Below are 13,830 nucleotides of genomic sequence, written 5' to 3'. Positions count from 1 at the left end.
GGGGTGGGGACCGTGGGGCTGTCGGTGCGGAGGCGGCCGGGGGCCTGACGCTGGTGCGGGACGGTGGGTGTGGGCTCCGGGGCCGGGGGCTCGGCGGGCGGGGTAGTGGGGCGGATGGCTGTGGGCGTGGGCGTGGGTGCGTGCGTCGGTGCCGGCTCCAGGGGCGTGGGTTCGATGGGGGGTGTGGTGGGTCGGATGCCGGGAGCTGTGGGCGTGGGCGCAGGTGCGGTGGTGAGGGTCGGGACGGTGGTGGTGCCGGTCATGGTGAGTGCCCCCGTTCTGCCGGGCCCGGGTATTACCGGGCGGTAGCTTTGGTGGGAGATCTCTATCGGCGGGGGCGGGACGGCGGCAAGGCGCGGCGGGCCGGTGGCGCGGGGTGCGTGGAGTTCACCTGTCCGTGTCACGGGCCCGGCAGACGGCCTCGGAACGGGGTCGGAGCGGGCTCCCGGGACGGGCGGCGCGGAGGGCGTGCGGACGCCACGATGGGGGACGCACGCCCGTATGCTGACTGGGCATTTCCCGGAGTCGAGCGAACTGATCGAAAGCGGCAGCCATGCGCGTCTATGTCCCCCTGACCCTGCCCGGTCTCGCAGCGGCGTACAAGAGCGGTGAGCTGGGGCCCGGTCCCGTGGACGCGTACGCCGTCACGCCCGCGCTGCGCGAGTGGTACGTCTCGGACGACATCGAGGAGCTGGAGTACGCAGCGCTGAACCGCGCGGCCCAGTCCTCGCTGCGACTGCTCGCCGGGAACCCGCAGGCCGCGCGGCGCCGGGTCGTGGTGGCGCTGGACGTGCCGGACGGGGCGGCGGTCGCGGACCCGGACCGGGGGCTGGACCCCGCGTCGCTGGGCGAGGTGCGGGTCGCCGGGCCGGTGCCGCTGGCGAAGGCCGCGGCGGTGCATGTGGACGCCGCGGACGCGGAGGCGGATGTCGCGGCGGCCGCGGCGGCGCTGGGCGCGGCGGACCAGAGCGACGACGACGCGCAGTTCACGGTGGACGGCGCGGCGGACCACGACCTGATGTGGTTCGGCGTGCAGGAGATTCCGCACCTGATCGGCTGAGCGGCGGGCAGGCAAGCAGGCTGCCGGTCGGACGCCGGTCACTCGGCCGGCCGGTCGGCCGGGGCGGGTCCGCTGCGCCGCGTTGTCAGTGGGGGCGAGTACCTTTTTCTGCATGGGGACGCACCGGGGGAAAGGTACGGGGAACCGCATGGCGAAGCACGCCGCACATATCGTCTGGGACTGGAACGGCACGCTCTTCGACGACGTCGACGCCGTCATCGGGGCGACCAACTCCGCCTTCGCGGAGATCGGTATGGACCCCCTCACGCTGGAGCGGTACCGCGAGCTGTACTGCGTGCCCGTGCCGCGGTTCTACGAGCGGCTGATGGGGCGGCTGCCGACGGACGCCGAGTGGCTGGTGATGGACGAGGCGTTCCACCGCCACTACACCGCGCACCGGGTGGGCTGCGGGCTCGCCACGGGGGCGGACGGGCTGCTGGCCCGGTGGCAGGCGGGCGGCCGCAGCCAGTCGATCCTCAGCATGTACGGCCACGACGAACTGATACCCCTGGTGCGCGGCTTCGGGATCGAGTCGCGCTTCGTGCGGGTGGACGGCCGGACCGGGCCGTCCGGGGGCACCAAGAGCGCACAGATGGTCCGTCATCTGGCCGCGCTGGAGAGCGTGGATCCGGGGCGTACGGTCGTGATCGGCGACGCGGTGGACGACGCGGTGGCCGCGCTGCACGCGGGCGCGCACGCGGTGCTCTACACCGGGGGCTCGCACAGTCGCGACAGCCTGGCGGCCGCCGGGGTGCCGGTGGTGGACAGCCTCGCGGAGGCGGTCGAGGTGGCGGGCGATCTCGCCACGTAGCGGCGTGCGCACCCCGTGTGTCCTCGCGCTCATGCGCGCGGACCTGGGAAGTGTTGTCCGGAGCGGCCAAGTTCCGGGTGTGGTTTTGTACACACACGGCTCATGACGGCATCCGTGCGAGGAGCGATAGCCTTGCAGCGTGATCAGCGCGATAACTCGCGGGGGCGTCGAGGCCCCTGCCGTGCGCCCGGGGCACCACAGTGACCGGGCGATGGCTGATCTTCGCGGCCAAGAGTGCATGTCGTCTTTGTCAAAAAGAGTCGATATCGGCACGGCCATCTCTCAGCGCGGCATAGCGTCGGCACCGACCGGACACCTCGCGTCACGGCGGCGTTGTGCAGCTTCCACGGAGTTCTTCCACAACGTCACGCAACGGCGCGCGACAGGAGCCAGAGGACATGCAGACCAAGCTGGACGAAGCCAAGACCGAGCTGCTCGCCAGGGCCGCCCGGGTCGTTGAAAGCAACCCGGCCGGGGGTCAGACCCCGGGACGAGGTCTCGACCAGGAGACCCTTACGGGATACCTCCAGCGCTACTACCTGCACACCGCCCCGGAGGACCTCGCGGGCCGTGACCCGGTGGATGTCTTCGGCGCCGCGCTCTCCCACTACCGCCTCGCCGAGAATCGTCCGCAGGGCACCGCGAACGTCCGGGTGCACACCCCGACCGTCGAGGAGAACGGCTGGACGTCCAGCCACTCCGTCGTCGAGGTCGTCACCGACGACATGCCCTTCCTGGTCGACTCGGTCACCAACGAGCTCTCGCGGCAGGGGCGCGGCATCCACGTCGTGATCCACCCGCAGGTGACCGTCCGCCGGGATGTCACCGGCAAGCTCATCGAGGTCCTCGACTCCCACGGTGACGCGCACAGCCGCACCGGCAAGGGCAAGGCCGCGAAGCTGCCGCACGACGCGGTCCGCGAATCCTGGATCCACGTCGAGATCGACCGCGAGACCGACCGCGCGGACCTCAAGCAGATCACCGCCGATCTGCTGCGGGTGCTGTCCGACGTCCGCGAGGCCGTCGAGGACTGGGAGAAGATGCGCGGCGCCGCCCTGCGCATCGCCGACGAGCTGCCCGCCGAGCCCACCGCCGACGACCTGCGCGACCAGGAGATCGACGAGGCCCGGGAGCTGCTGCGGTGGCTGGCCGCCGACCACTTCACCTTCCTCGGCTACCGCGAGTACGCGCTGACCTCCGCGCCCGGTGAGGGCGGCGTCGAGGAGGACGCGCTGACCGCCGTGCCCGGCACCGGCCTGGGCATCCTGCGCGCCGACCCCTCGCACACCGAGGCCGACGACGGCCACCCCGTCTCGCCGTCCTTCAACCGGCTGCCCGCGGACGCCCGTGCCAAGGCCCGTGAGCACAAGCTGCTCATCCTGACCAAGGCCAACAGCCGCGCCACCGTCCACCGCCCCTCCTACCTCGACTACGTCGGGGTCAAGAAGTTCGACGCCGACGGCAACGTCATCGGCGAGCGCCGCTTCCTGGGGCTGTTCTCCTCCGCCGCGTACACCGAGTCCGTACGCCGCGTCCCGGTCATCCGCCGCAAGGTCGCCGAGGTCCTCGAAGGCGCGGGGTTCACCCCCAACAGCCACGACGGCCGCGACCTGATGCAGATCCTGGAGACCTACCCGCGCGACGAGCTGTTCCAGACCCCGGTCGGCGAACTGCGCGCCATCGCCACCAGCGTGCTCTACCTCCAGGAGCGCCGCCGGCTGCGCCTGTACCTCCGCCAGGACGAGTACGGCCGCTACTACTCCGCGCTGGTCTACCTCCCGCGCGACCGCTACACCACCGCTGTCCGGCTGCGGCTGATCGACATCCTCAAGGAGGAGCTCTCCGGCACCAGCGTCGACTTCACGGCCTGGAACACCGAGTCGATCCTCTCCCGGCTGCACTTCGTCGTCCGGGTCGCGCCCGGTACGACCCTCCCGGACCTCACCGACGCCGATGTGGAGCGCATCGAGGGCCGCCTGGTGGAGGCAGCCCGCTCCTGGGCCGACGGCTTCGCCGAGGCGCTGACCGCCGAGGTCGGCGAGGAGCGCGCCGCGGAGCTGCTGCGCCGCTACGGCCACGCCTTCCCCGAGGGCTACAAGGCCGACAACTCCCCGCGCAGCGCCGTCGCCGACCTCCAGCACCTGGAGAAGCTCACCCTCACCCCGGGGGAGGACTTCGCGGTCAGCCTCTACGAGCCGGTCGGCGCGGGCCCCAACGAGCGCCGCTTCAAGATCTACCGCCGGGGCGAGCCGGTCTCGCTGTCCCGGGTGCTGCCGGGCCTGAACCGCCTGGGCGTCGAGGTCGTCGACGAGCGCCCGCACGAGCTGCGCTGCGCCGACTCCACCCTCGCGTGGATCTACGACTTCGGGCTGCGGATGCCCGACCGCGTCAACGGTGACGACGCCCGCGAGCGCTTCCAGGACGCGTTCAGCGCGGTGTGGACCGGCGCGGCCGAGAGCGACAACTTCAACACGCTGGTGCTGCGGGCCGGGCTCGACTGGCGCCAGGTGATGGTGCTGCGGGCGTACGCCAAGTACCTGCGGCAGGCCGGTGCGACCTTCAGCCAGGCGTACATGGAGGACACCCTCTCCAACAACGTCCACACCACCCGGCTGCTGGTCTCCCTCTTCGAGGCGCGGATGTCCCCGGAGCGGCAGCGGGCCGGTACGGAGCTGACCGACGGGCTGCTGGAGGAGCTGGACGGCGCGCTCGACCAGGTCGCCTCGCTGGACGAGGACCGCATCCTGCGCTCCTTCCTCACCGTCATCAAGGCGACGCTGCGCACGAACCACTACCAGAAGGACAGTGCGGGCCGCCCGCACCCCTACCTGTCCCTCAAGCTCGACCCGCAGGCCATCCCCGACCTGCCCGCGCCCCGCCCGGCGTACGAGATCTGGGTGTACTCCCCGCGGGTCGAGGGCGTCCACCTGCGGTTCGGCAAGGTCGCCCGCGGTGGTCTGCGCTGGTCCGACCGCCGGGAGGACTTCCGTACCGAGGTCCTCGGCCTGGTCAAGGCGCAGATGGTCAAGAACACCGTCATCGTGCCGGTCGGCGCCAAGGGCGGCTTCGTCGGCAAGCAGCTGCCGGACCCGGCGGTGGACCGGGACGCGTGGCTGGCCGAGGGCATCGCCAGCTACAAGACCTTCATCTCCGGTCTGCTCGACATCACCGACAACCTCGTGGGCGGCGAGGTCGTGCACTCGCAGGGCGTCGTCCGGCACGACGTGGACGACACGTACCTGGTCGTCGCCGCCGACAAGGGCACCGCGACGTTCTCCGACATCGCCAACGAGGTCGCCGAGTCGTACGGCTTCTGGCTCGGTGACGCCTTCGCGTCCGGCGGCAGCGCCGGATACGACCACAAGGGCATGGGCATCACCGCCCGGGGTGCCTGGGAGTCGGTCAAGCGGCACTTCCGCGAGCTGGGCCACGACTGCCAGCGCGAGGACTTCACCGCGGTCGGCGTCGGCGACATGTCCGGTGACGTCTTCGGCAACGGCATGCTGCTGAGCGAGCACACCCGCCTGGTCGCCGCCTTCGACCACCGGCACATCTTCCTCGACCCGTCGCCGGACGCCGCGGTCTCCTACGCCGAGCGCCGCCGGCTCTTCGAGCTGCCCCGTTCCTCCTGGGCCGACTACGACACCGGCCTGCTCTCGCAGGGCGGCGGCGTCCACCCCAGGACGGCCAAGTCCATCCCGATCAACGCGCAGGTGCGGGCCGTCCTCGGCATCGACGCCGGTGTGAAGAAGATGACGCCGGCCGATCTGATGCAGGCCATCCTCAAGGCGCCGGTGGACCTGCTGTGGAACGGCGGCATCGGTACGTACGTGAAGTCCTCGGCGGAGTCCAACGCCGATGTGGGCGACAAGTCGAACGACGCGATCCGGGTCAACGGCGAGGACCTGCGGACCAAGATCGTCGGCGAGGGCGGCAACCTCGGCTGCACCCAGCTGGGCCGGATCGAGTTCGCCGCCGCCGGCGGGAAGATCAACACCGACGCGATCGACAACAGCGCCGGTGTGGACACCTCCGACCACGAGGTGAACATCAAGATCCTGCTCAACGCGGTCGTCACCAACGGCGATATGACGGTCAAGCAGCGCAACACGCTGCTCGCCGAGATGACCGACGAGGTCGGCGCGCTGGTGCTGCGCAACAACTACGCGCAGAACACCGCGCTGGCGCTGGCGCAGGCCCAGTCGGCGAGCATGCTCTACGCCCAGCAGCGCTTCATGCGCCGCCTGGTGCGTGACGGCCGCCTCGACCGGGCGCTGGAGTTCCTGCCCACCGAGCGGCAGATCCGTGAGCGGCTGACCGCCGGCCGCGGGCTGACCCAGCCGGAGACGGCGGTGCTCCTGGCATACACCAAGATCACGGTCGCCGACGCGCTGATCAAGACCGGGCTGCCGGACGATCCGTACCTCCAGCACCTGCTGCACGCCTACTTCCCCTCGGCGCTGCGCGAGCGGTTCGCCGAGCAGGTGGACACCCATGCGCTGCGCCGCGAGATCGTCACGACGGTGCTGGTCAACGACACCGTCAACAGCGGCGGTACGAGCTTCCTGCACCGGATGCGGGAGGAGACCGGCGCGTCCCTGGAAGAGGTCGTGCGGGCGCACACCGCGGCGCGGGCCATCTTCGCGCTGGGCGACGTGTGGGACGCGGTCGAGGCGCTGGACAACGTCGTCGCGGCCGATGTCCAGACCCGTATCCGGCTGCACAGCCGCCGGCTGGTGGAGCGCGGCACCCGCTGGCTGCTCAACAACCGCCCGCAGCCGCTGGCGCTGTCGGAGACCATCGACTTCTTCACCGCGCGGGTCGCCGACGTCTGGGCGCAGGTGCCGAAGCTGCTCCAGGGCCGTGACCAGGAGTGGTACCAGACGATTCTGGCGGAGCTGACCGCCGCGGGCGTGCCCGAGGAACTGGCCGTGCGGGTGGCCGGTTTCTCGTCGGTCTTCCCGGCGCTGGACATCGTCGCCGTCGCGGACCGCACCGGCAAGGAGCCGCTGGATGTCGCCGAGGTCTACTACGACCTGGGCGACCGGCTGCGGATCAACCAGCTCCTGGACCGCATCCTGGAGCTGCCGCGCAATGACCGCTGGCAGTCGATGGCCCGCGCCTCGATCCGTGAGGACCTCTTCGCGGCCCATGCGGCGCTGACCTCGGACGTGCTGTCGGTGGGCAACGGCTCCGCGACGCCCGAGCAGCGGTTCAAGGCGTGGGAGGAGAAGAACGCGGCGATCCTCGGCCGCGCCCGCGCCACGCTGGAGGAGATCTACGGGTCGGAGGGCTTCGACCTGGCGAACCTCTCGGTCGCCATGCGCACGATGCGGACGCTGCTGCGGACGCACAGCTGACGGTCGGCCGGCGCGCGGAATGAACGGCGGACGGCCCCGGAGCTCCTGCTCCGGGGCCGTCCGCCGTATACGGACGCGGCGCCCGTACCGGGTGCGGGCCAGCGGGCTTCTAGCGGAAGTCCTCGTACGCCGCGAGGACTTCCTCGGTCGGGCCGTCCATCAGCAGTTCGCCCTTCTCCAGCCACAGCACGCGGTCGCAGGTGTCGCGGATGGAGTTGTTGTTGTGGCTGACGAGGAAGACGGTGCCGGCCTCCTCGCGCAGTTCGCGGATGCGCTCCTCGGAGCGGCGCTGGAAGGCGCGGTCGCCGGTGGCCAGTGCCTCGTCGATCAGCAGCACGTCGTGGTTCCTGGCGGCGCCGATGGAGAAGCGCAGGCGGGCCGCCATACCGGAGGAGTAGGTGCGCATCGGCAGCGAGATGAAGTCGCCCTTCTCGTCGATACCGGAGAAGTCGACGATGTCCTGGTAGCGCTCGCGGACCTCTTCGCGGCTCAGGCCCATCGCCAGACCGCCGAGGACGACGTTCTTCTCGCCCGTCAGGTCGTTCATCAGCGCGGCGTTGACGCCCAGCAGTGAGGGCTGGCCGTGGGTGTAGACCCGGCCGCTCGCGGGCGGCAGCAGACCGGCGACGGCGCGCAGCAGGGTGGATTTCCCGGACCCGTTGGAGCCGATCAGGCCGATCGCCTCGCCCTTGCGGGCGACGAAGGTGACGCCCCTGACGGCATGCACCTCGCGGGTACCGGCGGCCGCGGTGCGGCGGGCGAGCCGGCTCAGCGCGGAGACGGCGCTGCCCCGGCCGCTGCCCGCGCCGTGCACCTTGTAGACGATGTGCACATCGTCGGCGATGACGGTGGGGGCGCCGGACCCGCCGCCCGCGGGGTACGGACCGGCGGCGGGTGCCGGGGCGAGGTGCCCGGTGCGGGTGTCGGTGTCAGCCACGGCCGTACTCCTCCTCCGCCTTCCAGAAGAAGACGTATCCGACGGCGCCGGACAGCAGTGCCCAGCCCAGGGCCATCGGCCAGACGTGCGCCGGCAGGGTGCCGGCCCGCACGGTGTCGATCAGGGCGTACCGCATCAGATCGATGTAGATCAGCGCGGGGTTGGCGTTCAGGGCGACCGCGACCAGGTGGGGCGCGTGCTGGGTGAAGACCGAGATGTTGTAGAAGACGCCCGAGGCGTACATCCAGGTACGCAGGACGAACGGCATCAGCTGGGCGGTGTCGGCGGACCGCGCGCCGATCCTGGCCAGCACCATCGCGAGCCCGGTGTTGAAGACGGACTGGAGCAGCAAAGCCGGGATCATCAGCAACCAGTGCCAGGTCAGCGGCACCCCGCAGAGCAGCACGATGGCGGCGAGCACGCCCATCGAGAAGAGCAGCTGCTGGAGCTGGATGAGGGTGTAGGCGATCGGCAGGCAGGCGCGGGGGAAGTGCAGCGCGCGGACCAGGCCGAGGTTGCCGGAGATGGCGCGGGTGCCGGCCAGCACCGTGGACTGGGTGAAGGTGAAGACGAAGATGCCGGTGCACAGGAATGGGATGAAGTTCGGGACGCCGCGGCTGGTGTGCAGCAGCAGGCCGAAGATCAAGTAGTAGACGCCCGCGTTGAGCAGCGGGGTCATCACCTGCCAGAGCTGGCCGAGCCGGGCGGTGGTGTACATCGAGGTGAGCCGGGCGGTGGCGAACGCGGCGATGAAGTGCCGGCGGGCCCAGAGCCGGCGGGTGTATTCGGGCAGCGGCGGGCGGGCGCCGCTCACCGCCAGGCCGTGGCGTTCGGCCAGCGCGCGCAGCTCCGGATCGGGGGCGGCGCCGGGGGCCGGGGCCCGTGCGGGGGCCGGGGCCGGGGGAGCGAGGGTCTGGGGCATGGGGCCGCCTTCGTACGTGACGACGTCAGGGGCGTGAGACGCATTACGACGGAACGGGTCCGTATCGTCGTGACGCCGACAGTAGGGCGAGGCAAGGTCGAAACGCAACCGTAGCGTCGTGACGCTATGATCACGCCATGGCAGAAGACGGCACCGAAGACGCCCCCGCGGCGGCGAAACGGGCCCCGGCCGGCGCCGCCGTGCTGCGGGCGGAGAAGACCGAGGCGATCCGCACCGCGGTCTTCGAGGAACTGGCCGCGGTCGGCTTCGCCCGGATGTCGGTCGAGGGCATCGCGCGGCGCGCGGGCGTCGGCAAGACCGCCGTCTACCGGCGCTGGCGCTCCAAGCTCCACCTCGTACTGGACGTGGTCTCCGCGGTGGTCGCGGTCGGTCTGCCGACCCCGGACACCGGATCGCTGCGCGGCGATGTGCGGATGATGCTGGAGGTCGCGGCCCGCGCGCTGCGGCACCCGATGGCGTCGCAGATCATCCCCGACCTGCTGGCCGAGGCGGCCCGCAGCCCGGAGCTGGCGGGGGCGCTCAAGGCCACGCTGCACGACAGCCAGGAGGGCGTCGCGGCGGCGATGGTGGCGCGGGCCGTCGAACGCGGCGAGATCCCGGCCGGTGCCGACGGCCGGCTGGCCCTGGACCTGATGACCGGGCCGCTGTACTGGCGGCTGCTGGTCGTCCGCGACGATCTGCCGGCCGGCTATCTCGACGAGCTGTCGGCGGCGGTCGTCGGCGCGCTCGGCGGGCGCTGAGCCGGCCGGGCGGCGTGGCGAGCCGGGCCCGCGGCGAAGGGCGGACGGACGACCGGGCGTGACCGGAGCGCGACCGCGACGGTGACCTGACCGCAGCCGGGGTGACCTGACCGCGGCCGGACCGCGACCGCGGGTCGGGCCATTCACGGCGTGTCGGGCCGTGTCCGGTGGCGCCCGGCAGGGGCCCGCTGTGTCTGAATGGGGTCTGTCCCTCGGGGGTCCGTCCATCGATGCGGCGCCGGTGCGTGTCGCGGAGGAGATGCCGAGTGCCTGCGCGCCCGCCCCGTATGTCCCGCCGCCGACTGCTCCAGGTGACCGGCGGCGCTCTGGTCGCGGCCTCGGCCGGTGCGGGGGTCTGGGCCTGGCTCTCCCCGGACGAGCCGCGGCACGCCGGGCCGGCCGGCGCCCGGCGGTCCGCGACGGCCGCCGCCGACCAGGTGTTCCTGCACGTCATCGCGCACCCGGACGACGCGCTGTTCTTCATGAACCCGGACCTGGAGCAGTCCATCCGCAGCGGCGCCCGCTCGGTGACGGTCTGTCTGACGGGCGGCGAGTCCGACGGCCACAATGCCGGACCGGGCACCCCCGACCCCGGCCGCGTCCCGTGGGACCGGGCCGCCTTCGCCCGCGCCCGGATGAACGGGATGCGCGCCGCGCACGCGGTGATGGCCACCGGCGACCCCGACGGCCCCTGGGACGTGGCGCCCCTCTCGCTGCTCCCCGGCTTCCAGGTGGAGCTGCAGACCCTGCGCGCCGCGCCGTGGCACCAGCTGATCTTCCTGGAGCTGGTCGAGGCCAGGACCGTCGAGCAGCCCCGGGCCACCAGCCTGCGCGGCCTCTGGCTCGGGGTCGCCGACACCCTCCCCACCCTGCGCCCCACCGGCACCCCCGTACCGCGGCAGTACCGCTACACCCGCGACCAGGTCACCGAGACGCTGCGGGCGGTGCTGGACCGGGTGCGGCCCACGGTCGTACGGACGCTCGACCCGAACGCGGTGCATTCCCCCAAGAAGCCGCCGCACACCCCCGACCCCCGGCTGGCCGGGCTGCGCTACTACGACCACCAGGACCACACCGCCTCCGCCTACTTCACCCAGGCGGCGCTGGCCGGTTACTGGGGGCGCGGGCACCGCCGCCCCGCCGTCGTGGAGAACTACCTCGGCTACGAGAACGGCGCGCTGCCCAACAACCTCGACATCGAGACCGCCCGCCGCAAGGCCGATCTGCTCTCCGTCTACGGCTGGGCCGACCACCGCCGGTGCGGCGATCCGGCCGGCTGCGGCGACCGCAAGGTGGGCGGTACGTCGTTCGCCGGCCGGGCGCGCAACTGGACCCGCAGCACCCGGCTGCGCGCACCCGGTTCCAACGGCTGGCTGCGGCCCGCCCCGGACGGCCGGCTCACGGCCTTCGCGATCCGCAACGGCGCGGCGTACAGCTGGACCGAGACCGAGGCGGCCGGGGTCTTCGGCCCGCCGGTCCCGATCGGCGGCGAACTGCTCCAGGGGCAGCTGCACGCGGTGTGCCACCCCGACGGCTTCCAGTTGCTGGCCTCCCGCACGGTGCTGCCGGGCCACGACGGCGCCCACCGCCGCGAGCTGCTGAGCGCGATGCAGAGCGGCACCGAGCGGGACGGCGTGCCCGCCTTCGAACGCTGGGAGTCGCTGGGCTCCCCGGACCCCGCCCCGGTCAGATCGCTGGAGATCGGCTTCCCGGCCGGGGTGGCGACCACCGACGGTACGGCGCACGTCTTCGTACGGACCTGGGACGGCGGCGTCGCCTGCCGCAGCCGCCCGCGCGGTGCGCAGTGGTCGGGCTGGCAGCGGCTGGAGGGCCCGGTCAGCGCGCTGCACACCTCACCGCAGATCATCGACGGACTGGACGTGTGTGTGGACTCCGACGGGCTGGTGCACCTCGTCGCGCCGGGCGCCAAGTCCGTGCAGCACTGGGTGTCCAAGGAGGCCGGGCAGATCCCGCGGCCGGCCGCGGCCACCGGTCTGCCGGAGGCGGCCGGGCCGGTCAGCATCGTCCCGATGAGCGACGGCGCGGTCCGGATCGCCTACCGCCGGCCGGACACCGCGCAGGTGCTGATCGCCGAGCGGCAGCGGCTGATCGGCGGCTGGCAGGTGACGGCGCAGTGCGATCCGGTCGGCGGTTACGGCCGGGTGGCCATGGCGCCGGTCGGCCTCGACGACCAGATGGTGATCGCGGCGCGGGACGATGCGGGTGAGGTGCGGGTCGCGATGGCCGAGGACGAACCGGAGCCCTGGCAGCGCGGGAGGGTGCCGCACTCCGGGGCGGCCGGGGTCGCCCAGGACGCCGCCGGCCGGGCCGTCGTGGTGGCGCTCGGCAACGACGGCAAGCTGTACGCGGCCCGTCAGACGGCGGCCGGCCTGACCGAGCCGTTCGAGGGCTGGCGGGTTCAGGCCGGTTCGTTGGAGCGGACCGGCGGCGACGGCGCGGTCTGATCCGGGGAACCGCCGGGGCCGGGCGCGTCCGCGGCGGCCTTCCGGTGGCCCGGCAGCAGTATCCGCCGGGAGACCAGATAGGTGAACGGGATTGCGAGCAGCGCCGCCAGCAGCGGCGCCACCGTGCTGTTCAGCCCGCACCAGCTCACCAGCGCCACCAGTCCCGCGCTCTGCACCGCGTAGTTGGTGACCTGGGTCAGGGGGAAGAGCAGGAACTTCCGCCACGACGGCCGGGTGCGGTAGGTGAAGTACGTGTTCAGGAAGAACGAACCGGTCAGGCTCACCAGGAAACCGGCGGTGTACGCCGCGAAGTACGGCAGCACCCGGTGCAGCGGCAGATAACAGAGGTAGAACGTCACGGTGTTGACCCCGCCGACGGCGGCGAAGCGCGCGAGCCTGCCCCACTGGCCGGCCGACGGCAGCCGGCGGATCGGCCGCCCCATCAGCCGGCCTGCGGGGTGCGCCGGGCGGAGCCGGGGGATTGCGCGGACCCGGCGGCGACGGCGACCGCCGCGGCCCCCGCCGGGGGCCGGGTGCGGGCCGTGCCGTCGGTCTCCTTGACGAGGAAGTGCGGCCGCCGCTTGGACTCGTAGTAGATCCGGCCGATGTACTCGCCGATCAGCCCGAGCATCACCATCTGCACCCCGCCCAGGCCGACCGTGATGGCCACCAGCGTCACATAGCCGGGCGCGGTGACGCCGCCGGCGAGGGCGGCACCGATGATCCACAGGGTGTAGACCGCGGCGAGCGAGGCCAGGCTGAGCCCGGCGTAGATGGCCAGCCGCAGCGGGCGGCAGTTGAACGAGATCAGGCCGTCGATGCCGTAGTTGATCAGCGAGCCGAAGCGCCACTTCGTCTCGCCGGCCTCCCGGGCGGCGTTGCGGTAGTCGAAGGTGACGGTGTCGAAACCGATCCAGGAGAACAGGCCCTTGGAGAAGCGGTTGTACTCCGGCAGCGAGATCAGCGCGTCCACGGCCGTACGGGAGAGCAGCCGGAAGTCGCCCACGCCGTCGGTGAGTTCGACGTCGACCCAGGTGTTGACGGCGCGGTAGTAGAGCCTGCTGAGCGCGGACCGCAGCCGTTTGTCGCCCTCCCGGCTGCGCTTGGCGATGACCTGGTCGTGGCCGAGCTGGTAGAGGTTGAGCATCTTCTCGATCAGTTCGGGCGGGTGCTGGAGATCGGCGTCCATGATGATCACCGCGTCGCCGGTGGCCTCCCGGAGACCGGCCAGCATCGCGGGCTCCTTGCCGAAGTTGCGGCTGAAGGAGACATAGCGGGTGGTGCGGGGGTGCTGCTGGGCGAGGGTGCGCAACCGGTGCAGGGTGCCGTCGGCGCTGCCGTCGTCCACGTAACACAGTTCGTACTCGACGGCGAGCGGGGCCAGGACCGTGCGGATCGTGTCGTCGAAGCGGCTTATGACGGCCTCTTCGTTGTAGCAGGGGACGACGATGGAGAGCTTCATGGGCGGGCCTTTTCGCCGGGGGCGGGGGACGGTTTCGCGCGCCGTCCCCTGA

General features: G+C 72.0%; 9 protein-coding genes and 1 pseudogene. 5 read left to right on the top strand and 5 right to left on the bottom strand.

Going from position 1 to position 13,830, the window contains the following annotated elements; genetic code table 11:
• Positions 1–263, bottom strand: a pseudogene (locus IH09_RS40315) (choice-of-anchor A family protein); the annotation flags it as partial.
• A 290-nt stretch (positions 264–553) separates the two neighbouring features.
• Between IH09_RS40315 and IH09_RS29620 the strand changes: the two are divergent.
• The 3 genes from IH09_RS29620 (at position 554) to IH09_RS29610 (ending at position 7,231) form a co-directional block, all read left to right on the top strand.
• On the top strand, positions 554–1,060 hold the full coding sequence (locus tag IH09_RS29620; RefSeq protein WP_052860594.1) for a DUF6912 family protein: 507 nt from the start codon (positions 554–556) through the stop codon (positions 1,058–1,060).
• 148 nt (positions 1,061–1,208) lie between these two features.
• Positions 1,209–1,871 (top strand): HAD family hydrolase, encoded by a 663-nt coding sequence (locus IH09_RS29615; RefSeq protein ID WP_052860593.1) that lies wholly within the window; start codon positions 1,209–1,211, stop codon positions 1,869–1,871.
• Between the two features lie 398 nt (positions 1,872–2,269).
• Entirely contained in the window at positions 2,270–7,231 is a 4,962-nt protein-coding gene (locus IH09_RS29610; protein ID WP_052860592.1) for an NAD-glutamate dehydrogenase, read from the top strand.
• A 109-nt stretch (positions 7,232–7,340) separates the two neighbouring features.
• Here the strand turns inward: IH09_RS29610 and IH09_RS29605 are convergent, their stop codons facing one another.
• Both IH09_RS29605 and IH09_RS29600 read right to left on the bottom strand, forming a co-directional pair.
• The gene (locus IH09_RS29605; RefSeq protein ID WP_052860597.1) at positions 7,341–8,075 is read right to left on the bottom strand and encodes an ATP-binding cassette domain-containing protein; all 735 of its coding nucleotides are present in this window, start codon (positions 8,073–8,075) and stop codon (positions 7,341–7,343) included.
• A gap of 85 nt (positions 8,076–8,160) precedes the next feature.
• Positions 8,161–9,090 (bottom strand): ABC transporter permease, encoded by a 930-nt coding sequence (locus tag IH09_RS29600; RefSeq protein WP_052860591.1) that lies wholly within the window; start codon positions 9,088–9,090, stop codon positions 8,161–8,163.
• 137 nt (positions 9,091–9,227) lie between these two features.
• On the opposite strand from IH09_RS29600, the gene IH09_RS29595 reads away from it, so the two are divergent.
• Together IH09_RS29595 and IH09_RS29590 are read left to right on the top strand one after the other, a co-directional pair.
• Positions 9,228–9,851, top strand: coding sequence for a TetR/AcrR family transcriptional regulator (locus IH09_RS29595; protein ID WP_052860590.1), 624 nt, complete (start codon positions 9,228–9,230; stop codon positions 9,849–9,851).
• A 266-nt stretch (positions 9,852–10,117) separates the two neighbouring features.
• The gene (locus IH09_RS29590; RefSeq protein WP_318279588.1) at positions 10,118–12,316 is read left to right on the top strand and encodes a PIG-L family deacetylase; all 2,199 of its coding nucleotides are present in this window, start codon (positions 10,118–10,120) and stop codon (positions 12,314–12,316) included.
• On the opposite strand, the gene IH09_RS29585 is transcribed toward IH09_RS29590, so the two are convergent.
• On the bottom strand, positions 12,271–12,759 hold the full coding sequence (locus tag IH09_RS29585; RefSeq protein ID WP_052860588.1) for a GtrA family protein: 489 nt from the start codon (positions 12,757–12,759) through the stop codon (positions 12,271–12,273). The two genes, IH09_RS29590 and IH09_RS29585, sit on opposite strands and share 46 nt — an antisense overlap.
• Complete coding sequence (locus tag IH09_RS29580; protein ID WP_052860587.1) at positions 12,759–13,778, bottom strand: glycosyltransferase family 2 protein; 1,020 nt, start codon at positions 13,776–13,778, stop codon at positions 12,759–12,761. Before IH09_RS29580 ends, IH09_RS29585 begins: the two co-directional genes overlap by 1 nt.
• Between the last annotated feature and the right edge of the window lie 52 nt (positions 13,779–13,830).

The sequence above is a fragment of the Streptomyces celluloflavus genome (assembly GCA_000720995.1).
Taxonomy (GTDB): Bacteria; Actinomycetota; Actinomycetes; order Streptomycetales; family Streptomycetaceae; genus Streptomyces; species Streptomyces celluloflavus.
The sequence above is the reverse complement of the archived record's forward strand: the minus strand, read 5'-3'. Positions and strand labels throughout refer to the sequence as shown.

Excerpts from the sequence above, each read along its gene's own strand:
- IH09_RS29615 (WP_052860593.1), top strand. The coding sequence starts at position 1,209 with ATGGCGAAGCACGCCGCACATATCGTCTGGGACTGGAACGGCACGCTC.
- IH09_RS29580 (WP_052860587.1), bottom strand. The coding sequence starts at position 13,778 with ATGAAGCTCTCCATCGTCGTCCCCTGCTACAACGAAGAGGCCGTCATA.
- IH09_RS29610 (WP_052860592.1), top strand. The coding sequence starts at position 2,270 with ATGCAGACCAAGCTGGACGAAGCCAAGACCGAGCTGCTCGCCAGGGCC.
- IH09_RS29600 (WP_052860591.1), bottom strand. The coding sequence starts at position 9,090 with ATGCCCCAGACCCTCGCTCCCCCGGCCCCGGCCCCCGCACGGGCCCCG.
- IH09_RS29585 (WP_052860588.1), bottom strand. The coding sequence starts at position 12,759 with ATGGGGCGGCCGATCCGCCGGCTGCCGTCGGCCGGCCAGTGGGGCAGG.
- IH09_RS29595 (WP_052860590.1), top strand. The coding sequence starts at position 9,228 with ATGGCAGAAGACGGCACCGAAGACGCCCCCGCGGCGGCGAAACGGGCC.
- IH09_RS29620 (WP_052860594.1), top strand. The coding sequence starts at position 554 with ATGCGCGTCTATGTCCCCCTGACCCTGCCCGGTCTCGCAGCGGCGTAC.